Origin of the sequence: Actinosynnema sp. NPDC059335 (assembly GCF_042752395.1) — a bacterium.
GTDB lineage: Bacteria > Actinomycetota > Actinomycetes > Mycobacteriales > Pseudonocardiaceae > Actinosynnema.
In genome coordinates this window covers 1-18,789 of sequence record NZ_JBHYXZ010000163.1, presented here as the reverse complement: position 1 = coordinate 18,789, position 18,789 = coordinate 1, and the positions used below count along the sequence as shown (strand labels likewise).

Genomic DNA, 18,789 nt, shown 5'->3' with positions numbered 1-18,789 from the left:
GCGCGTACCCCGAGTTGAACGTTCAGGACGGGCGGGTCGTGTTCTGAGCGTTCAACTCGGGTGTTCCGGACGTAGGACACGCGCGACGCGAACGTAGGACACGCGCGTCAGCTGGATGGATGTGAAGGGGATTCGTCTTAGCGGATTCGGCCGTTCGGGGGTAGAGGTGGTCTAGACCTCATCACTACCGTGGTCTGGACCACAGTCGAGTTCCGCGAGGAGAAGCATGTCGAGCAGGAGATGGGTGCTCCCCGCCCTCCTGGCCACCGCGATGACCGCGTCGCTCGCGCCGCAGGCCGTCGCGCACGGCAAGGGCGACCGGGACGACCGGCACGGCCGCAACGAGCGCGTGGTCGGGTACTACACCCAGTGGAGCGGCTACGACCGCAACTTCCTCGTGCGCGACCTGGTCGCCAACGGCACCGCCCCGCGGCTCACCCACCTGAACTACGCGTTCGGCTTCCTCGACGAGAGCGGCAAGTGCGTCAGCGCCGACCCGTGGGCCGACTACCAGCGGCCGTTCGCCGCCGAGCAGAGCGTCAACGGCAAGGCCGACGTCGCGGGCCAGCCGCTGTCGGGCAACCTCAACCAGCTCAAGCAGCTCAAGGCCCGCCACCCCCAGCTGCGCGTCAACATCTCGCTCGGCGGCTGGACCGGCTCGAAGTACTTCTCCAACGCGGCCCTCACGCCCGAGTCCCGCGCCGCGCACGTCGCCTCCTGCATCGACATGTGGCTCAAGGGCAACTTCCCCGACGCCGCGCCCGGTGCGGCGGCCGGCGTGTTCGACGGCATCGACCTCGACTGGGAGTGGCCGTCCTCCGAGGCCGCGCCCGGCAACGTGGTGCGTCCCGAGGACAAGCAGAACTTCACCGCCCTGCTCGTCGAGTACCGCAAGCAGCTGGGCAAGCTGACCTCGCGCACCGGCAAGCGCTACGACCTGACCGCGTTCCTGCCCGCCAACCCGGCCCAGGTCGACCGCGGCTTCGAGGTGAAGAAGGTCTTCGAGCTGCTGACCTTCGGCACGGTCCAGGGCTACGACTACCACGGCGCGTGGGAGCCGCTGACCAACCAGCAGTCGGCGATCCGCACCCCCGCGGCCGACCCGACGAGCCCGCCGTTCAGCTCCCAGGTCGCGATCGACCACTACCTGCGCAACGGCGCGCCGAAGCAGAAGGTCGTGCTGGGCGTGCCGTTCTACAGCCGCGGCTGGACGGGCGTGCGCAACGAGGGCAACGGCCTGTTCCAGCCCGCCGCCGGCCCCGCGCCCGCCACCTACGAGGCCGGGTACGAGGACTACCGCGTCCTCAAGGCGCAGCTGGCGAAGTTCACCGTCCACCGGGACCCCAAGGCCGGGCACGCGTGGCTGTTCGACGGCACCACGTTCTGGACCTGGGACGACCCGGTCGAGATGAAGCGCAAGGGGCGTTACGTGGCGGAACGCCGCCTCGGCGGCGCCATGATCTGGTCGCTCGACGGCGACACCGCCGACGGCGAGCTGATCAAGGCGCTCACCAGCGGACTGTCCTGATTCGGGGCAGTTCACGGGGTCCGGGGAGGTTTCGCGGCGGCCGCCTCCCCGGGCCCCACCTACGCCTCCCGGCGAACGCGCCAACCGTCGGTGTGGGCGCGCAGGGCGCTCTCGTAGACGGGGGCGATCTCGACGCCCGGCGGCAGGTTCCCGTTCAGCTCCAGGCTCACCAGCCCGTGCACCATGCCCCACATCGCCAACGCGATCCGCTCGGCCGGTTCGGGCCGGAACAGCCCCGCCTCCACGGCCCGGCCGACGTCGCGCACCACCGGCAGGAACGTCCGGACCGCCGCCTCCTTCGTCTCCTCGGACGGCTCGAAGTTCGGCACCACCTTGCTGAACATCACGAGGTAGAACTGCGGGTCGGCCAACGCGCTCCGCCGGTACGCCAGACCGATCTGGACCACGTCCTCCACCGGGTCGTCGGTCTGCGGCACGCTCGCGATGCGTTCACCGAATCGGCGGAACGCCTCCTCGTAGACGGCGTTCAGCAGCGCCGCCTTCCCGCCGAAGAGCGAGTACACGGCCGTGGTCGAGGTGTTGACATCCGCCGCGAGCCTGCGCAAGCTCAAAGCGCCGGGTCCTTCGGTGGACAGCAGTTCGCCCGCGCGCTCGAGCAACCGCCCGCGCAGCGCGTCGTCGTGAGTCTTCGGTCGTGGCACCGGGGCATCGTATCGCAACAGTGTTATAAAACACGCCCTGGCCATCGTGGTATCAAGTTGGTACCGTCATTCTCCATGGCAATGACTCTGCGTCTGAGTGACGAGGAGAACCGGCGGCTGGACGAACTCGCCGCCGCCGAAGGCCGTTCCAAGCAGGAGGTCGTGCGCCTGGCGCTGGCCGAGCGGTGGGCCAGGCTGCAGAAGGAGGAGCAGCTGTCCGAGGTCCTCGGGCGCGTGCTCCCCAAGTACCGGGGCCTGCTCGACCGGATGGGCTCCGCCTGACGTCCCGCCGCAGTTGCGGGACCCCGCACCCACCTCACCCGTCGACGACGCGCCCTCACCTTCGGGTGACCGACCCGCTTCGCCCTCGCCGTTCGAACACATGTTCGATACGATCAATCCATGCAGCTCAACCGCCGCGTGTCCCGCCGTTCACCCCTGTACCTCTGTGAACGTCCACGGTGCTCGGAGGGGCACCGGTATCGTGCGCCGTTGAAGATCGGGCTGCGTCCGGGTTGCGCTTCGGCGCACAACGCGGCCGACAACATCCTCGCCGCCGGTCGGGCGGGGAGGCGATACGGACCTGAGGGGGTGGGAGGTGGCGCAGGAGACGTCCCGGATGCGGCGTGGCCGTGCCGGAGTCCCCGCCCTTCAGGACAGGGAGCGCGTCAAGCAGTGGTCAACTACCTCGACGCCGGCGACTTGCTCGTGCTGGCGACCGCCGTCACCGGCGGGGACCTGGTCGTGCGCGACTTAGGTCTCCTCGACTCCGCAGCCCACCGCCCCAGGGCCACAGTGCTGGGGGTCGAGGCGTACGACACGCTCTGGCTCAAAGCTTCCGCGTTGCTCGACTCCATCGTCCGCACCCGCCCGCTGGCCGAGGGGAACTGGCGGCTGGGCTGGGTCGCCGCGGTGACGTTGTGCGACATCAACGGCTGGTGGATCGACGCCGAGGAGGACGAGGCGCTCGACCTGGTGCGCGCGCTGGGGCGGGAGCAGATCGACGTCGCCGGCATGGCCGCCCACCTCGAGGCGTGGGGCACGCCGAAGGACGAGTGAGGTCCGCCCGGCGCGGCACCTGACCGAGTGGGGCCCACCGGCTTGACCTGGAGTGCACTCCAGCTCCTACCGTCGTCACGTGACTTACTCGATCGCTCAAGCGGCCGAGCGCAGCGGGTTGTCGATCGACACGCTGCGCTACTACGAACGGATCGGCCTGGTCGACCCGCCCGCCCGGGACTCCGGCGGGCGGCGCAGCTACAGCGACGACGACCTCGGCTGGCTGGCGTTCCTGACCCGGCTGCGCACCACCGGCATGCCCATCCGCATGATGCGCGAGTACGCGCAGCTCAGGCACCGCGGCGCGGCCACCGCCGGGCGGCGCAAGCAGATCCTGTTCGAGCACCGGGCCTCGGTCCGCGAGCGCATCGCCGAGCTCCAGTCGTGCCTGGAGGTCCTCGAGTACAAGATCACGCACTACGAGCAGATCGAGCACACCTTCGTCGAGGGGATCACCGCGTGACGTCGCTGGGCGGGCTGGAGGCCGGCAGGCAGGGCCTCGGCTGCATGGGCATGAGCCAGTCCTACGGCGTCGGGGACGAGGCCGAGTCGATCGCCACCATCCACCGGGCGCTCGACCTCGGCGTCCGGCTCCTCGACACCGCCGACGTCTACGGCGCGGGCGCGAACGAGGAGCTGGTGGGCCGGGCCGTGCGCGGTCGCCGGGACGAGGCGGTGATCGCCACGAAGTTCGGCCTCGCCGACCCGGACCGCCGCCCGCGCGGTGACGCCGCCTACGTCAGGCGGGCCGCCGAGGCGTCGCTGCGCCGCCTGGGCGTGGACCACATCGACCTGTACTACCAGCACCGGGTCGACCCGCTGGTGCCGATCGAGGAGACCGTCGGCGCGATGGCCGAACTCGTCGCCGAGGGCAAGGTCCGCCACCTGGGGCTGTCCGAGGCGGGGGCCGCGACGATCCGCCGGGCGCACGCCGTGCACCCGATCAGCGCGTTGCAGAGCGAGTGGTCGCTGTGGACGCGCGACGTCGAGGCCGAGATCGCGCCCACGTGCCGCGAGCTGGGCATCGGCGTCGTGCCGTTCTCGCCGCTGGGTCGCGGGTTCCTCACCGGCCGCGTCACGTCCGTCGCCGACCTGGCCGAGGACGACATGCGGCGCGGCCTGCCCCGGTTCGCCGAGGAGAACTTCGCCCGCAACACGGCCATCGTGGACGCGTTGCGCGCGCTCGCCGCCGAACGCGGCGTCACGGCCGGGCAGTTGGCGCTGGCGTGGGTGCACCACCGCGACGGGCACGTCGTCCCCATCCCGGGCACCAAGCGGGTGAAGTACCTGGAGGAGAACGTCGCGGCCGCCGACCTGCGGCTCGACCCGGAGGAACTCCGCGCGATCGAGGCCGCCGCGCCGGCCGTCGCGGGCGACCGGTACCCGCCGGAGTTCCTGGAGCTGTCGAACCGGTGAGCGCCGCTACCGGACGATGATGCCGTTGCGGTGGTTGAAGTTCTTCACGCCCTGCACGCCCGTCGCGATCGAGACGATCACCAGCACGGCCCACACCGGGAACGCGATGATCAGCCCGAGCACCGACATGGCCAGGAACACCAGCGGGAAGTTCACCAGCAGCAGCACCACGCCGAGCGCCGTCTGACCCGCGTAGAGGTTGCCCGCGCCCAGCCACAGCAACGACAGCAGCACCGCGATGCCGGGCGTCTTCGCCGTCACCACACCGCGCACCGGCATCCCGTAGGGCATCGGCTGCACGCCCGGGGGCGGGTACGCCGGGGCCTGCGCCACCGGCTGCTGCGGCCACTGCGTCGACCCGCAGACCGCGCACGTCGTGCTCGGTGGCTGAAGGTACGCACCGCAGGAACCGCACATCGGCGGGGGACCGACCGGTTGGGTCATCGACTGCCTCCACATGTCGTCGTGGCAGTGTGTCGTCACGGCGCGGCACCGCGTTACGGATCAGAGCAACGTGGCCGCGACCGTGGCGCCCAGCTCGCGGCACCGCTCCCGGGCGGCGGCGTCCGGCGCCCCGGTCAACGCGAGCGTCTCCGCGACGGGCCGCCACCCCATGCCGGTCGTGATGTCGCGCAACGCCTTCACCGCGCCCTCGGTGCCCAGGTTGCCGTGCACGTACGCGCCGAACGGCCGGCCGCGCGTGGCGTCCAGGCACGGGTAGTAGACGGTGTCGAAGAAGTGCTTCAACGCCCCGCTGATGTACCCGATGTTGGCGGGCGTGCCGAGCAGGTAGCCGTCGGCTTCCAGCACGTCGGAGGCGGTCGCGCCCAGCGCCGGGCGGCGGACCACCTCGACGTCGGCCAGCTCCGGGTCGTTCGCGCCCTCCAGCACCGCCTCGAACAGCTCGTGCAGGGCGGGCGACGGGGTGTGGTGCACGATCAACAGGCGGGGCACGCGGGACAGGGTGCCGCGACCCGCGGCCGGCGGCAACCGCTCGGTAGCATCGGTCACGCCCGGTTGCGGACGGGAACCGAGGGGGCCGTCGCACGTCTTCGGTAGTAGTTACCGGGAGGGAGTCATGGAAACTCGCAGCATCGCCACGATGAAGCGGAACCGGCGGATCACCTGGGGCGCGGGGGTCGCGATCGGGGTCGGGCTGATCGGCCTGCCGCTCGTCTTCATCGCCCTGTGGCCGGGGGTGGACCACAGCCCGTGGGACGTCAACACGATGATCCTGGCGACCGGCGTCGCGCTGTGCACCACGAGCTACATCTCGGGCCGCATCTCGGTGGCGGCGGTCACGCAGAACCGGCCGCGACCGGTGAGCCCGCCCACCAGGCGCGCGTACTACGCGGCGGGCGGGGCGCTCGTCGTCGCCGTGCTGTGCCTGCTGCTCGCTATGGCGTCGTGAGCAGGTCCGACACCTGAGCCCGCAGCTCGGCCAGCCGCCGCCCGGCGCGGTCGCGGGCGGACGGCAGGTCGCCGGCCACCGGTTCCACGACCTCCAGGTACGCCTTGAGCTTCGGTTCCGTCCCGGACGGCCGCACGACCACCCGCACGCCCTCGCGCGTGAGCCGCACCACGTCGGCGTCGGGCAGCAGGTCCTCGAACGCGAACCCGGCGGGCGGCCGGTCGCGCAACCGGGCCATCAGCGCCCCGATCCGGCTCAGGTCGGTGAACCGCAGCGACACCTGGTCGGTCAGGTGCAGGCCGTGGTCGACGGCGAGCTGGTCCAGCGCGTCCAGGAGGGTGCGGCCGGACGCCTTCAACCCGGCGGCCAGGTCGCACGCCACCACGGCCGCCGAGATGCCGTCCTTGTCGTTGACGTGCGCCGGGTCGACGCAGTTGCCCAGCGCCTCCTCGTAGGCGAACACCAGCCCGTCGCCCGCGCGCACGAGCCACTTGAAGCCGGTCAACGTCTCCGCGTACCGCGCGCCGTGCGCCGCCGCGATCGACTTCAGCAACGAGGACGACACGATCGTGGTGGCCACCAACGGGTCCGGGTTGTCCGTTGTGGACAGCACGAGCGACCCGAGCAGCACGCCGGTCTCGTCGCCGCGCAGCATCCGCCACGACCCGTCCCGCTCGCGGACGCCCAGCGCGCAGCGGTCCGCGTCCGGGTCCAGCGCGATGGCGAGGTCGGCGTCCTCGGCCGCGGCCAGCGCCAGCAACCGGTCCGCCGCGCCCGGCTCCTCGGGGTTCGGGAACGCCACGGTCGGGAACGCCGGGTCGGGCACGGCCTGCTCCCGCACCACCCGCACGTCGGTGAACCCCGCCCGCCGCAACGCCTCGACCGCCGTCGCGCCGCCGACGCCGTGCATCGGCGTGAGCACCACGCGCAGGTCGCGCGCCGTGCCGCGGGGCAGTGACGCGACCCGCTCCAGGTACTCGTCCACCTCGGCGTCCGACACCGGCAGGTGGTCGTCGGACAGCGGCACCGACACGGCCGCGGGCACGCCCCGGATCGCCGCCTCGATCTCGCGGTCCTCGGGCGGCACGATCTGCCCGCCGCCCGCCAGGTAGAGCTTGTAGCCGTTGTCCGCGGGCGGGTTGTGCGACGCGGTGATCTGCACGCCCGCCACCGCGCCGTGCCGCTTGACCAGGAACGCGAGGATCGGCGTCGGCAGCGGCCGCGGCAGCACCCGCACGGTGAAGCCCGCGCCCGCCAGCACGCCCGCCGCCGCCGCGGCGAAGTCCTCCGACCCGTGCCGCGCGTCCCGGCCGACGAACACCGTGCCGACGCGCCCCTTCGCCCGGAGCCACGCGGCCAGCCCGGCCGTGGTGCGGATCACGACGGCCCGGTTCATGCCGTTCGGCCCGGCCCGCACGGGACCGCGCAGGCCCGCCGTGCCGAAGGTCAGCGGGCCCGCCATCCGGTCGGCGACCTCCTCGGCCGCGGCGGGGTCGCCGCCCATCGCCCGCGCCACGACGGTCTGCAACTCCAGGCGCGTCGCCGGGTCGGGGTCGTCGGCGATCCAGCGGAACGCGGCGTCGCGCAGGGCCGGGCCGAGGGTCATGCGCGCGTCACCAGCTCGCGCAGCAGCGCGCCCATCCGGCTCGCCGCCGCCTGGCCCGCCTCCAGCACCTCTTCGTGGTTGAGCGGCTCGCCGGTGATGCCCGCGGCCAGGTTCGTCACCAGGGACAGGCCGAACACCTCCACGCCCTCCGCGCGGGCCGCGATGGCCTCCAGCACGGTCGACATGCCGACCAGGTCCGCGCCCATCGTGCGCAGCATCCGGATCTCGGCGGGCGTCTCGAAGTGCGGGCCGGGCAGCCCCGCGTAGACGCCCTCCTCCAGCGACGGGTCGATCTCCCGGGCGAGGTCGCGCAGGCGCGGCGAGTACAGGTCGGTGAGGTCCACGAACCGGGCCCCGACCAGCGGGGACGACGCGGTGAGGTTCAGGTGGTCGCTGATCAGCACCGGCTGGCCGACCGACATGCCCTGGCGCAGGCCGCCGGCCGCGTTGGTCAGCACGACCGTGCCGACGCCCGCCGCGGCCGCCGTGCGCACGCCGTGCACGACCTTCGCCACGCCCTTGCCCTCGTAGCCGTGCGTGCGGCCGAGCATGACCAGCACGTTCTTGTCGCCGACGGCCACCGACCGCACGGTCCCGCCGTGGCCGACGGCGGTGGGCGCCTCGAACCCGGGCAGCTCGCCCATGGGCACCTCGGCGGTCGGCGCGCCGATCAGGTCGGCGGCCGGGCGCCAACCCGAACCGAGGACCACGGCGATGTCGTGCCTGGCCACCCCGGTCCGCTCGGCCAACGCCTCGGCCGCGTCGGTCGCCAGGGCCTCGGGGGTGGTGTTCTCACTGATGGCGGTCACGGCGCGAGCCTAATAGCCGCCCCTGGCGGGTGCCCGCAGTGTTGCGGTCCGGCCGGCGCGCCAGGGGCCGGCGGGTGCCGCAAGCGCTTGCGCATGCCGGTGAAGCGGGGGAACACCGGGAAGTCGGCGGCTAGTCGTTGACCCGGAACGTGGGCGCGATGGTGTCGAACAGCCGGCTGCGGCCCGTCTCCTCCTGCTCCGTCGGCACGACGACCTCCACGACCCACAGGTCGTTGCCGCGCGGCAGCACCCGGGAGTACCGGCTGCGCCGCAGGTCCGGACCGGGCGCGACGGCGCCGCGGTCCAGGGAGGTGGCCCGTTCCACGGTCCGGTAGCTGTACTGCACGCCCGCCTCCGGCCCGCCCGGCGGCAGGACGTCGGTCGGCTCCAGGGCCTCGCCGAAGTACTGGTCCTCCGCCCACCGCGACCGCACCAGCTCCAGGTAGTCCTCGATCCGGTTCCGCGCGTAGTAGTCCGGGAACCGCTGGACCGCCACCTCGTACCACCCGTTCGGCGAGACCAGGTGGACGACCGTGCTCAACCCGAGCCCGTTGTTGGCCCGCTGCTCCAGGAAGCTGATCCAGTCCGGCCCGACGTCGATGGTGAACTCCGCGCCCTGCTCGCCGTTGGCGGTGGCGGCGGAGGCGGTGGTCGGGCGCAGCGACGGCGTCCCGGTGATCGCGGGCGGGGACGGCGTGTCCTTGCTCGGCGGGGGCAGCAGCGGCGCGCCGGCCACGGTCCTGGTCAGGGCGAACCCGGAGACGCTGCCGATCGCGAACAGCACCGCCGCCGCCAGGGCCACCAGCACCGCCACCCCCGGCCGCCGGGTCAGCTCCCGGGTCGGCGGGTCGGCCGCCGGGAACGGCAGCGGGCCGGGGTCGTCGGCCAGCGGGGTGTCGGGCGGGATCGGCGGCTTGACCAGCGGTGGCCGCACCACCTCCACCACCGGGCGGGTGGCCGCCGCCGTGGGGAACACGTCGGCGCCCGGCTCGGGCAGCAGCGGCCGGACCAGCCGCCGCACCTCGGCCAACGCCATCCGCTCGGCCGGCTCCTTCACCATCAACCCGGCCACCACGGGCTCCAGCGCGCCGCACACCGACGCCGACGGCACGTCGCCGTGCACCACCTGGTTGATCGTCTGGAGCACGTTCGCGCCCTCGTAGGGCTGTTGCCCGGTCATCGCCGCGAACAGCGTCGCCCCCAACGACCACTGGTCCGCCGCGAACGACACCGCGCCGCCCGCCGCCACCTCCGGCGCGATGAACGCGGGCGTGCCCAGCGTGATCCCGCGGCTGGTCAGAGTGGCCTCGGCGACGTTGCGGGCGATGCCGAAGTCGGTCAGCTTGACCCGGCCGTCGTCGGCGACGAGCACGTTGCCCGGCTTCACGTCCCGGTGCGTGATCCCGGCCCGGTGCGCGGCCTCCAGCGCCGCCGCCACCGCCTCGGCCACGACCGCGCCCTGCACGTCGGTCAGCGGGCCGCGCTGCCGCACCACCTCCGCCAGCGACGACGACGGCACCAGCTCCATCACCACGTACGGGTCGCCGTCGACCTGCGCCACGTCGTACAGCGTCACGAGGTTCGGGTGGGCGAGGGCCGCCGCCGAACGGGCCTCCCGCAGCGTGCGTTCCCGAAGCAGCTCCGCCTCGTCGTCCGGCGCGCCTTCCGGCCGAAGGATCTCCTTCACCGCGACGTCCCGCCGCAACACCTCGTCGTGAGCGGCCCAAACGGTGCCCATCGAGCCGCGACCCAGGACGTGCCGCAGGCGGTAACGGCCGGCAATCAGCCGGTCATGACCGGTAACCGCGGGTTCTTCCTCCACTGCGCCATCATTCCCCAGCGTGGAAGACTGGCGTCTGCATCGTTCACGGCGGTGAACCTCACATAGCCGTCGTTTTACCCGTGAGTAACACTGCGGAGCATGATGGAGCCGTCAGGCGAGTTGGCGCTGGCCGCCGAGTTCCCCGCGGCCGACCGCGAGCAGTGGCTGGACCTGGTCCAGGGCGTGCTGCGCAAGTCGGGCGCGGAGTACGGGTCGCTGATCACCACCACCTACGACGGCCTGGACGTGCAGCCGCTCTACACGGCGGACGACGGCGCGCCCGACGCCGGGTTCCCCGGCCTGGCCCCGTTCACCCGGGGCGGCCGGCCGCAGGGCTCCGTCGAGGGCTGGGACGTGCGCCAGCAGCACCGGGTCGCCGACCGCGAGGCGGTGACGGCCGACCTGGAGAACGGCGTCACGTCGCTGTGGCTCAAGGGACTCGACCCGGCGTCCTACGACGACGTGCTGGCCGACGTCTACCTGGACCTCGCGCCCGTCGTGGTCGACGCGGGCGAGGACTTCCTCGAAGCCGGGCGCGCCATGCTGCGCGTGTGGGATCAGCGCCCCGTGCTCGCGAGCGAGGTGCGCGGCAACGTCGGCGCGGACCCGCTGGGCGTGCGCGCCCGCACCGGCCGGCCCGCCGACCTCGCGGCGCTGACCGACCTGCTGGGCAAGACCCGCGAGTTCCCCGACCTGCGCCTGGTCGTGGTGGACGGCCTGCCGTTCCACGAGGCGGGCGGCTCGGACGCGCAGGAGCTGGGCGCGTCCCTCGCGGCCGGCGTGGCGTACCTGCGGCACCTCACCGAGGCCGGGCTGGGCGTGGCGGAAGCCGCGCGGCTGCTGGAGTTCCGGTACGCGGCCACGGCCGACCAGTTCCTCACCATCGCCAAGTTCCGGGCCGCGCGGCGGCTGTGGGCGCGGGTCACCGAGGTCGCGGGCGCGCCCGCCCCGCAGGCGCAGCACGCGGTCACGTCGCCCGCGATGATGACCCGGCGCGACCCGTGGGTGAACATGCTCCGCACCACGGTGGCGTGCTTCGGCGCGGGCCTGGGCGGCGCGGACGCGGTGACCGTGCTGCCGTTCGACCACGCGATCGGCCTGTCCGACGACTTCTCCCGGCGCATCGCCCGCAACACCCAGTCGCTGCTGCTGGAGGAGTCGAAGCTGGCCGGCGTGATCGACCCGGCGGGCGGCTCCTGGTACGTGGAGAAGCTCACCGCCGACCTGGCGCGCGCCGCCTGGGCGTGGTTCCGGGAGATCGAGGCCGCGGGCGGGCTGCCGCGGGCGTTCGACCTGGTCGCCGACCGGATCGCGGCCACCTGGGAACGCCGCCGGGCCAACCTGGCCGACCGGACCGACGCGATCACCGGCGTCAGCGAGTTCCCGAACCTCGGCGAGCAGCCCGTGGTCCGCGCGCCCGCGCCGGAGGAACCGGGCGGCGGCCTGCCGCGCATCCGGTACGCCCAGGACTTCGAGGCGCTGCGGGACGCGGCCGACGCGGCCCCCGAACGCCCCAAGGTCTTCCTGGCCACCCTCGGCCCGGTCGCCGCGCACACCGCGCGCGCCACGTTCGCGGCGAACCTGTTCCAGGCGGGCGGCATCGAGACGCCCGCCGCGGGCGCGACCGCGGGGGTGGACGACGTGGTCGCGAAGTTCCGCGAGAGCGGCGCGCGGATCGCGTGCCTGTGCGGCAGCGAGAGCGGCTACGCCGAGCTGGCCGGGCCCGTGGAGCGCGCGCTGCGCGAGGCGGGCGCGGAGCGGGTCCTGTTGGCGGGCAAGCAGTCCGACGCCTCGATCGACGAGTACGTGTTCACCGGCTGCCCGGCGTTGGAAGTCCTGGAGCACACGTTCGAAGCCCTTGGAGTGCCGCGATGATCCCGAACTTCGCCGACGTGGACCTGGGCGAGCCCACCACCGCCGACGCCGCGCAGTGGCACGCCGCGCTGCAGGAGGCCACCGGGAAGGGCGCGGACGCGCTGACGTGGGAGACGCCCGAGGGCATCGGCGTGAAACCGGTCTACACCGCCGCCGACACCGAGGGCCTCGACTTCCTGGCCACCTACCCGGGCATCGCGCCGTTCCTGCGCGGCCCGTACCCGACGATGTACGTCAACCAGCCGTGGACCATCCGGCAGTACGCCGGGTTCTCCACCGCCGAGGAGTCCAACGCCTTCTACCGCCGCAACCTCGCGGCCGGCCAGAAGGGCCTGTCGGTGGCGTTCGACCTGGCCACCCACCGGGGCTACGACTCCGACCACCCGCGCGTGGCGGGCGACGTCGGCATGGCGGGCGTGGCCATCGACTCGATCTACGACATGCGCCAGTTGTTCGACGGCATCCCGCTGGACCGGATGAGCGTGTCGATGACCATGAACGGCGCGGTGCTGCCGATCCTGGCGCTGTACGTGGTGGCGGCCGAGGAGCAGGGGGTGGCGCCCGAGCAGCTCGCCGGGACCATCCAGAACGACATCCTCAAGGAGTTCATGGTCCGCAACACCTACATCTACCCGCCGCAGCCGTCGATGCGGATCATCTCCGACATCTTCGCCTTCACCTCGCAGCGGATGCCGAAGTTCAACTCGATCTCCATCTCCGGCTACCACATGCAGGAGGCGGGCGCGACGGCCGACCTGGAGCTGGCCTACACGCTCGCGGACGGCGTGGAGTACCTGCGCGCGGGCCGGGACGCGGGGCTGGACGTGGACGCGTTCGCGCCGCGGCTGTCGTTCTTCTGGGCGATCGGCATGAACTTCTTCATGGAAGTCGCCAAGATGCGCGCCGCCCGGCTGCTGTGGGCGAAGCTGGTGAAGGACTTCGGCGCGCGGAACCCGAAGTCGCTGTCGCTGCGCACGCACTGCCAGACGTCCGGCTGGTCGCTCACGGCGCAGGACGTGTTCAACAACGTGGCGCGCACGTGCGTCGAGGCCATGGCCGCCACGCAGGGGCACACGCAGTCGTTGCACACCAACGCGTTGGACGAGGCGCTGGCGCTGCCCACCGACTTCTCCGCGCGCATCGCCCGCAACACCCAGCTGCTGCTCCAGCAGGAGTCCGGCACCACGCGGGTGATCGACCCGTGGGGCGGCAGCGCGTTCGTCGAACGCCTCACGCACGACCTGGCGCACCGCGCGTGGTCGCACATCACCGAGGTCGAGGCCGCGGGCGGGATGGCGCGGGCCATCGACGCGGGCATCCCGAAGCTGCGCATCGAGGAGGCCGCGGCGCGCACCCAGGCGCGCATCGACTCCGGCCGGCAGCCGGTGATCGGCGTGAACAAGTACCAGGTCGAGGTGGACGAGCAGATCGACGTGCTCAAGGTGGACAACGCCGGCGTGCGGGCGCAGCAGCTCGCCAAGCTGGCCCGGCTGCGGGCGGAACGCGACCAGGCCGCCGTGGACTCGGCGCTGGACGCGCTGACGCGGGCGGCGGGCTCGGACGGCAACCTGCTGGAGCTGGCCATCTCGGCGGCCCGCGCCAAGGCCACCGTCGGCGAGATCTCCGAGGCGCTGGGCAAGGTGTGGGGCAGGCACTCCGCCCAGATCCGGACCATCACCGGCGTCTACCGGCAGGAGGCGGGGTCGGTGTCGAACGTGGAGGCGACGCGGCAGGTGGTCGAGGCGTTCGCCGAGGCCGAGGGGCGGCGGCCGCGCATCCTGGTGGCCAAGATGGGCCAGGACGGGCACGACCGCGGCCAGAAGGTGATCGCGACCGCGTTCGCCGACCTGGGCTTCGACGTGGACGTCGGCCCGCTGTTCCAGACCCCGGACGAGGTCGCCCGGCAGGCCGTCGAGGCCGACGTGCACATCGTCGGGGTGTCGTCGCTGGCGGCCGGGCACCTCACGCTGGTGCCGGCGCTGCGGGCGGCGTTGGCGGAGCTGGGGCGGGACGACATCATGATCGTGGTCGGCGGGGTGATCCCGCCGCAGGACTTCGACGCGTTGCGCGCGGCCGGGGCGTCGGCGATCTTCCCGCCCGGCACGGTGATCGCGGACGCGGCCGGTGACCTGCTGCGCAAGCTGGCGGAGCAGTTGGGGCACGGTGACGTGGCCGGTGGGCCGGTCGGCGGTGCGTCGGCCGGTCGGGCCGAGCAGGCCGGTGGGGCGTCGGTCGGTGGGGCCGAGCGGGTCGGTGAGGTCGGGAGCGCGCTGCCGGGACGAGATGGCTAGGCCCGTCGACGTCGGCGAGTACGCCAAGGGCGTCCTGGCCGGCGACCGCGGCACGTTGGCGCGGGCCATCACGCTGGTCGAGTCGACCCGCGCGGACCACCGGGCGTGGGCGCAGGAGCTGCTGGTCGAGCTGCTGCCGCACTCCGGCGGCGCGCACCGCGTGGGCATCACCGGCGTGCCCGGCGTGGGCAAGTCGACGTTCATCGACGCGTTCGGCTCGATGCTGACCGCCCGGGGCCACCGGGTGGCGGTGCTCGCGGTCGACCCGTCGTCCACCCGCACCGGCGGCTCGATCCTGGGCGACAAGACCCGGATGGCGCGGCTCGCGGTCGACCGCGCGGCGTTCATCCGGCCGTCGCCGACCTCCGGCACGCTCGGCGGTGTCGCCAAGGCCACCCGCGAGTCGATCGTGCTGGTCGAGGCGGCGGGCTACGACGTGGTGCTGGTCGAGACGGTCGGCGTCGGCCAGTCCGAGGTCGCGGTGGCGAACATGACGGACTGCTCGCTGTTCCTGACCCTGGCCCGCACCGGCGACCAGCTCCAGGGCATCAAGAAGGGCGTGCTGGAGCTGGCCGACGTGATCGCGGTCAACAAGGCCGACGGCCCGCACGAGCTGGACGCCCGCAAGGCGGCCCGCGAGCTGGCCGGGGCGTTGCGGCTGCTGCGCCCGCCGGACGCGGTGTGGCACCCGCCCGTGCTGACGTGCAGCGGTCTGGACGGCTCCGGGCTCGACGCGGTGTGGCAGCAGGTCACCCGGCACCGGGAGGCGCTGGAGGCGGCGGGCGAGCTGGCCGAGCGGCGGCGTCGCCAGCAGGTCGACTGGACCTGGGCCATGGTGAACGACCAGCTGCTGGCGAGCCTGCGCGCCGCGCCCGGCGTGCGCGCCGTCGTGCCCGAGGTGGAGCGGCAGGTCCGCGACGGCGAGTTGACCGCCACGCTGGCCGCGGAACGCATCCTCGCGGCGTTCCGGGAGAACGGCTGAGCGTGGATTTCCGTTCACAGCGCGTGCACGAATACCGGTTTGGACGACCACTGACAGTGGTAACCACGAATGGGTGTAGCTAGGCTTGGCGACCATGTGGCGATCCGGGTTCGCGGTGTTCCTGTTAGTGCTGGCCGGTGTGTTCGCCGGGTCGGGCACAGGGCTCGCCGCGCCGACATCGCCGCACCCCGGACCGGTCCTGGCGGCCCAGCCGACCGAGACCCTCGCGCCCGGCGGCACGATCCAGCCGGAGGGCACGGTGCCGCCCGGTCCGGACGTCAACGCACCTCAGGAGGGTGAGCCCGCGCCGCAGTCCGGTGCGGAAACCCGAAAGAAGTGGTGGATGGGCGGTATCGCGCTGGCCTTGTTCGCCCTCGTTTACTGGCGGAACAAGAAGCGCTGGTCGAAGTGGCGGGCCGGGCGCAAGTCCGGGTGATTCCCAGCTAGTGGGAGCGTCGGGGCGATATCGGGTCGCCTTTGAGCAGGATCCTGCGCAGACTTGATCGGTCTGACCGAAACCCGGTCACCGCTCGGCGCATCGCCGCGACCGGTTGGCGGTTGATCAACCCGGGGTGCGCCGTGCCGGCCGGACCGTGATGCAGGATGGACGCAAATGAGTACCGACTTCAAGATGAGCACGCGCTCGGCCGTCGAGCGGTACTCGACTGCGCTGGTGGACCTCTCGCGCAGCATCCACGCGGAGCCGGAGCAGGCGTTCGCCGAGCACCGCAGCGCCGCCAAAGTCGCCGACCTGCTCGCCGCCGCGGGCTTCGAGGTCGAGCGCGGCGTGGCAGACCTCGAGACGGCGTTCACGGCCTCGTTCGGCTCCGGTGAGCTGGTGCTCGGGCTGTGCGCCGAGTACGACGCGCTGCCCGAGATCGGCCACGCGTGCGGGCACAACGTCATCGCCGCCGCGTCCACCGGCGCGGCGCTCGCGCTGCGTGACGTGGCCGACGAGCTGGGTCTCACCGTCCGGGTGATCGGCACCCCGGCCGAAGAGGTCGGCGGCGGCAAGGTGCTGATGCTCGAACGCGGGGTATTCGACGACGTGGCGTTCTCGATGATGGTGCACCCGGCCCCGTACGAGGCCGTCGCCGCCCGATCGCTCGCCATCACCGACGTCGAGGTGCACTACACCGGCAAGCCGTCGCACGCCGCCGCCGCGCCCCACCTGGGCGTGAACGCCGCCGACGCGATCACGGTCGCCCAGGTCGCCATCGGGCTCGCCCGCCAGCACCTGGAGCCCGGCCAGATGGTCAGCGGTATCGTCACCCGCGGCGGCGCGGTGCCCAACATCGTGCCCGCGCGCACGTCGGCCATGTTCGACCTGCGCGCCGACGACCTCGAGTCGCTGCGCCGGCTGGAGGAGCGGATCAACCGCTGCTTCGAGGCGGGCGCGCTCGCCACCGGCTGCACCCACGAGGTCGTGAAGGTCTCCCCGGTGTACGCCGAGCTGACCCCTGACCCCTGGCTCGCGGACGCCTACCGGCAGGCCGTGACGGAGCTGGGCAGGCACCCGTTGAGCCCCGAGGAGGAGCTCAAGGAGAAGATCGGCAGCACCGACATGGGCAACATCACCCGTGCGCTGCCGGCCATCCACCCGACCATCGCCATCGACTGCGGAGACGCGGTGAACCACCAAATCGAGTTCGCGACCGCCTGCGCGTCGGCCTCCGCCGACCGCGCAGTGCTCGACGGGGCACTCGCCCTCGCCTGGACCACAATTTCCGCTGCCACGGACGGTGCGCAGCGCTCTCGACTGCTGGCGGGTGCGGCATGACGGTCCTGGACTCGCGTCTACCGGAGGAGGGTGCCGAGGTGCTGTTGACCGATCGTGGGGTCAGCATTGCCCCTGTGGATGATCCCGGTGCAGGGCGCGGACCCTCGTGGCTGGACGACTGGCTGGCGGCCAACGCCGCCGAGGTCGTCGCCTGGCGACGGCACATCCACGCCCACCCGGAGCTGTCGCGGCACGAGTACGCCACGACGGAGCTGATCGCCGACGTGTTGCGCTCGGCCGGGCTGAAGCCGCGCGTCCTGCCCGGCGGCACCGGGCTGGTGTGCGACGTCGGCTCCGGGCCGCGGTGCGTGGCGCTGCGCGCGGACATCGACGCGCTGCCGCTGCCGGAGAACACCGGAGCGCCGTACTCGTCCACAGTGGACGGGGTGGCGCACGCGTGCGGGCACGACGCGCACACCACCGTGCTGCTGGGCGCGGCGCTGGCGCTGGCCTCGGCGACCGAGCTGCCCGGCCGGGTGCGGCTGGTGTTCCAGCCCGCCGAGGAGGTCATGCCGGGCGGCGCGCTGGACGTGCTGGCGGCGGGCGGGCTCGACGGGGTGGAGCGGATCTTCGGGTTGCACTGCGACCCGCGCCTGGAGGTGGGGCGGATCGGCACCCGGATCGGCGCGATCACGTCGGCCAGCGACATGCTGGAGCTGCGGCTGACGTCGCCGGGCGGGCACACGTCCCGGCCGCACCTGACGGCCGACCTGGTGCACGCGCTGGGCACCGTGATCACGGGGTTGCCGGGGCTGCTGTCGCGCCGGGTCGACCCCCGGTCGGGGACGGTGCTCGTGTGGGGCGCGGTGCACGCGGGCGAGGCCCCCAACGCGGTGCCGCAGGACGGGGTGCTGCGGGGGACGCTGCGGACCGGCGACCGGGACATCTGGGCCGAGCTGGAGCCGTTGATCAAGGAGTTGGTCGGGGCGCTGCTCGCGCCGACCGGGGTCGGGTTCGACCTGCACCACCGGCGCGGCGTGCCGCCCGTGGTGAACGACCGCGAGAGCACGATGCTGCTGCGCGCGGGCATCGAGGCGGCGTTGGGCGAGGACGCGCTGGCCGGGACGGAGCAGTCGTCCGGTGGCGAGGACTTCGGCTGGTACCTGGAGCACGTGCCCGGATCGTTCGCCCGGTTGGGCGTGTGGGACGGGGTGGGGAAGCAGAAGGACCTGCACCAGCCCGGGTTCGACCTCGACGAGCGGGCGTTGCTGGTGGGGGTCCGGGTGATGGTGCACGCGGCGTTGGCGGCGTTGGCGTGACCAGGCGACCTGATCGGGTGGTCTGATCGGGTCGTGTGAGCGGTGAGGGCGCGAAAGAGCAGAAGAGTAAAAGATCAAGAGCGTCCTCGCCGGACGGGCAGGCCAGCAGGATGACGGGGTTTGGTGGTCAAGCCTCTGCTGGGTGGTGGGTCGGGTTTCGTGTCATCCCGCCGACCTCCACAAGGGCTACCGCACGCGTCAAGGGGGCGGTTCCAGCCCACTGTTGCGGTAGGGCTGGAAGCGCCCCCTTGACCGGTCTCTTATAAAAATAAACGAGCCCACGAGACAC

The 18,789-nt window shown here is 72.7% G+C and carries 18 protein-coding genes; 12 read left to right on the top strand and 6 right to left on the bottom strand.

Annotated features, from left to right (window positions below):
• Positions 1–226 precede the first annotated feature (226 nt).
• Positions 227–1,528 carry a glycoside hydrolase family 18 protein gene (locus tag ACFXGA_RS33740; protein ID WP_378095065.1) on the top strand — a complete coding sequence of 434 codons (1,302 nt, stop codon included), beginning with the start codon at positions 227–229 and terminating at the stop codon, positions 1,526–1,528.
• Positions 1,529–1,587: 59 nt separating this feature from the next.
• Here the strand turns inward: ACFXGA_RS33740 and ACFXGA_RS33735 are convergent, their stop codons facing one another.
• Positions 1,588–2,190, bottom strand: a complete 603-nt coding sequence (locus ACFXGA_RS33735; protein WP_378095063.1) for a TetR/AcrR family transcriptional regulator — start codon at positions 2,188–2,190, stop codon at positions 1,588–1,590.
• A gap of 81 nt (positions 2,191–2,271) precedes the next feature.
• Between ACFXGA_RS33735 and ACFXGA_RS33730 the strand changes: the two genes are divergently transcribed.
• The 4 genes from ACFXGA_RS33730 to ACFXGA_RS33715 all read left to right on the top strand — a co-directional run bounded on the left by ACFXGA_RS33730 (position 2,272) and on the right by ACFXGA_RS33715 (position 4,665).
• On the top strand, positions 2,272–2,472 hold the full coding sequence (locus tag ACFXGA_RS33730) for a type II toxin-antitoxin system VapB family antitoxin (protein ID WP_378095061.1): 201 nt from the start codon (positions 2,272–2,274) through the stop codon (positions 2,470–2,472).
• 393 nt (positions 2,473–2,865) lie between these two features.
• Positions 2,866–3,249 carry a type II toxin-antitoxin system death-on-curing family toxin gene (locus ACFXGA_RS33725; protein WP_378095058.1) on the top strand — a complete coding sequence of 128 codons (384 nt, stop codon included), beginning with the start codon at positions 2,866–2,868 and terminating at the stop codon, positions 3,247–3,249.
• Positions 3,250–3,328: 79 nt separating this feature from the next.
• A complete protein-coding gene (locus tag ACFXGA_RS33720) occupies positions 3,329–3,712 on the top strand; it encodes a MerR family transcriptional regulator (protein ID WP_378095056.1) in 384 nt (127 codons plus the stop codon).
• 44 nt (positions 3,713–3,756) lie between these two features.
• Entirely contained in the window at positions 3,757–4,665 is a 909-nt protein-coding gene (locus ACFXGA_RS33715; protein WP_378095068.1) for an aldo/keto reductase, read from the top strand.
• A 6-nt stretch (positions 4,666–4,671) separates the two neighbouring features.
• Here the strand turns inward: ACFXGA_RS33715 and ACFXGA_RS33710 are convergent, their stop codons facing one another.
• Entirely contained in the window at positions 4,672–5,109 is a 438-nt protein-coding gene (locus ACFXGA_RS33710; protein WP_378095054.1) for a hypothetical protein, read from the bottom strand.
• 60 nt (positions 5,110–5,169) lie between these two features.
• Positions 5,170–5,619 carry a flavodoxin family protein gene (locus tag ACFXGA_RS33705; RefSeq protein ID WP_378095052.1) on the bottom strand — a complete coding sequence of 150 codons (450 nt, stop codon included), beginning with the start codon at positions 5,617–5,619 and terminating at the stop codon, positions 5,170–5,172.
• A gap of 124 nt (positions 5,620–5,743) precedes the next feature.
• On the opposite strand from ACFXGA_RS33705, the gene ACFXGA_RS33700 reads away from it, so the two are divergent.
• Positions 5,744–6,076, top strand: a complete 333-nt coding sequence (locus ACFXGA_RS33700; protein ID WP_378095050.1) for a hypothetical protein — start codon at positions 5,744–5,746, stop codon at positions 6,074–6,076.
• Here ACFXGA_RS33700 and ACFXGA_RS33695 read toward each other — a convergent pair.
• The 3 genes from ACFXGA_RS33695 to ACFXGA_RS33685 all read right to left on the bottom strand — a co-directional run bounded on the left by ACFXGA_RS33695 (position 6,063) and on the right by ACFXGA_RS33685 (position 10,313).
• Positions 6,063–7,682: a phospho-sugar mutase gene (locus ACFXGA_RS33695; RefSeq protein WP_378095048.1), complete on the bottom strand. Its 1,620-nt coding sequence runs from the start codon at positions 7,680–7,682 to the stop codon at positions 6,063–6,065. The two genes, ACFXGA_RS33700 and ACFXGA_RS33695, sit on opposite strands and share 14 nt — an antisense overlap.
• Positions 7,679–8,491: a purine-nucleoside phosphorylase gene (locus ACFXGA_RS33690; RefSeq protein ID WP_378095046.1), complete on the bottom strand. Its 813-nt coding sequence runs from the start codon at positions 8,489–8,491 to the stop codon at positions 7,679–7,681. Before ACFXGA_RS33690 ends, ACFXGA_RS33695 begins: the two co-directional genes overlap by 4 nt.
• A gap of 130 nt (positions 8,492–8,621) precedes the next feature.
• Positions 8,622–10,313, bottom strand: coding sequence for a serine/threonine-protein kinase (locus tag ACFXGA_RS33685; RefSeq protein WP_378095044.1), 1,692 nt, complete (start codon positions 10,311–10,313; stop codon positions 8,622–8,624).
• Between the two features lie 102 nt (positions 10,314–10,415).
• On the opposite strand from ACFXGA_RS33685, the gene ACFXGA_RS33680 reads away from it, so the two are divergent.
• The 6 genes from ACFXGA_RS33680 (at position 10,416) to ACFXGA_RS33655 (ending at position 18,500) form a co-directional block, all read left to right on the top strand.
• Entirely contained in the window at positions 10,416–12,188 is a 1,773-nt protein-coding gene (locus ACFXGA_RS33680) for a methylmalonyl-CoA mutase family protein (protein ID WP_378095066.1), read from the top strand.
• Positions 12,185–14,479, top strand: coding sequence for a methylmalonyl-CoA mutase (gene scpA, locus ACFXGA_RS33675; RefSeq protein ID WP_378095043.1), 2,295 nt, complete (start codon positions 12,185–12,187; stop codon positions 14,477–14,479). Before ACFXGA_RS33680 ends, scpA begins: the two co-directional genes overlap by 4 nt.
• Complete coding sequence (gene meaB / locus ACFXGA_RS33670; protein ID WP_378095041.1) at positions 14,472–15,461, top strand: methylmalonyl Co-A mutase-associated GTPase MeaB; 990 nt, start codon at positions 14,472–14,474, stop codon at positions 15,459–15,461. The genes scpA and meaB overlap by 8 nt, the downstream gene beginning before the upstream one ends.
• Before the next feature lie 94 nt (positions 15,462–15,555).
• Complete coding sequence (locus ACFXGA_RS33665; protein WP_378095039.1) at positions 15,556–15,897, top strand: hypothetical protein; 342 nt, start codon at positions 15,556–15,558, stop codon at positions 15,895–15,897.
• A 177-nt stretch (positions 15,898–16,074) separates the two neighbouring features.
• On the top strand, positions 16,075–17,241 hold the full coding sequence (locus ACFXGA_RS33660) for a M20 family metallopeptidase (RefSeq protein WP_378095037.1): 1,167 nt from the start codon (positions 16,075–16,077) through the stop codon (positions 17,239–17,241).
• Entirely contained in the window at positions 17,238–18,500 is a 1,263-nt protein-coding gene (locus ACFXGA_RS33655; protein ID WP_378095035.1) for an amidohydrolase, read from the top strand. The genes ACFXGA_RS33660 and ACFXGA_RS33655 overlap by 4 nt, the downstream gene beginning before the upstream one ends.
• Positions 18,501–18,789: the final 289 nt, after the last annotated feature.

Excerpts from the sequence above, each read along its gene's own strand:
- ACFXGA_RS33740 (WP_378095065.1), top strand. The coding sequence starts at position 227 with ATGTCGAGCAGGAGATGGGTGCTCCCCGCCCTCCTGGCCACCGCGATG.
- ACFXGA_RS33660 (WP_378095037.1), top strand. The coding sequence starts at position 16,075 with ATGAGTACCGACTTCAAGATGAGCACGCGCTCGGCCGTCGAGCGGTAC.
- ACFXGA_RS33695 (WP_378095048.1), bottom strand. The coding sequence starts at position 7,682 with ATGACCCTCGGCCCGGCCCTGCGCGACGCCGCGTTCCGCTGGATCGCC.
- ACFXGA_RS33665 (WP_378095039.1), top strand. The coding sequence starts at position 15,556 with ATGTGGCGATCCGGGTTCGCGGTGTTCCTGTTAGTGCTGGCCGGTGTG.
- ACFXGA_RS33730 (WP_378095061.1), top strand. The coding sequence starts at position 2,272 with ATGACTCTGCGTCTGAGTGACGAGGAGAACCGGCGGCTGGACGAACTC.
- ACFXGA_RS33710 (WP_378095054.1), bottom strand. The coding sequence starts at position 5,109 with ATGACCCAACCGGTCGGTCCCCCGCCGATGTGCGGTTCCTGCGGTGCG.
- ACFXGA_RS33680 (WP_378095066.1), top strand. The coding sequence starts at position 10,416 with ATGGAGCCGTCAGGCGAGTTGGCGCTGGCCGCCGAGTTCCCCGCGGCC.
- ACFXGA_RS33700 (WP_378095050.1), top strand. The coding sequence starts at position 5,744 with ATGGAAACTCGCAGCATCGCCACGATGAAGCGGAACCGGCGGATCACC.
- scpA (WP_378095043.1), top strand. The coding sequence starts at position 12,185 with ATGATCCCGAACTTCGCCGACGTGGACCTGGGCGAGCCCACCACCGCC.
- ACFXGA_RS33655 (WP_378095035.1), top strand. The coding sequence starts at position 17,238 with ATGACGGTCCTGGACTCGCGTCTACCGGAGGAGGGTGCCGAGGTGCTG.
- meaB (WP_378095041.1), top strand. The coding sequence starts at position 14,472 with ATGGCTAGGCCCGTCGACGTCGGCGAGTACGCCAAGGGCGTCCTGGCC.
- ACFXGA_RS33715 (WP_378095068.1), top strand. The coding sequence starts at position 3,757 with ATGGGCATGAGCCAGTCCTACGGCGTCGGGGACGAGGCCGAGTCGATC.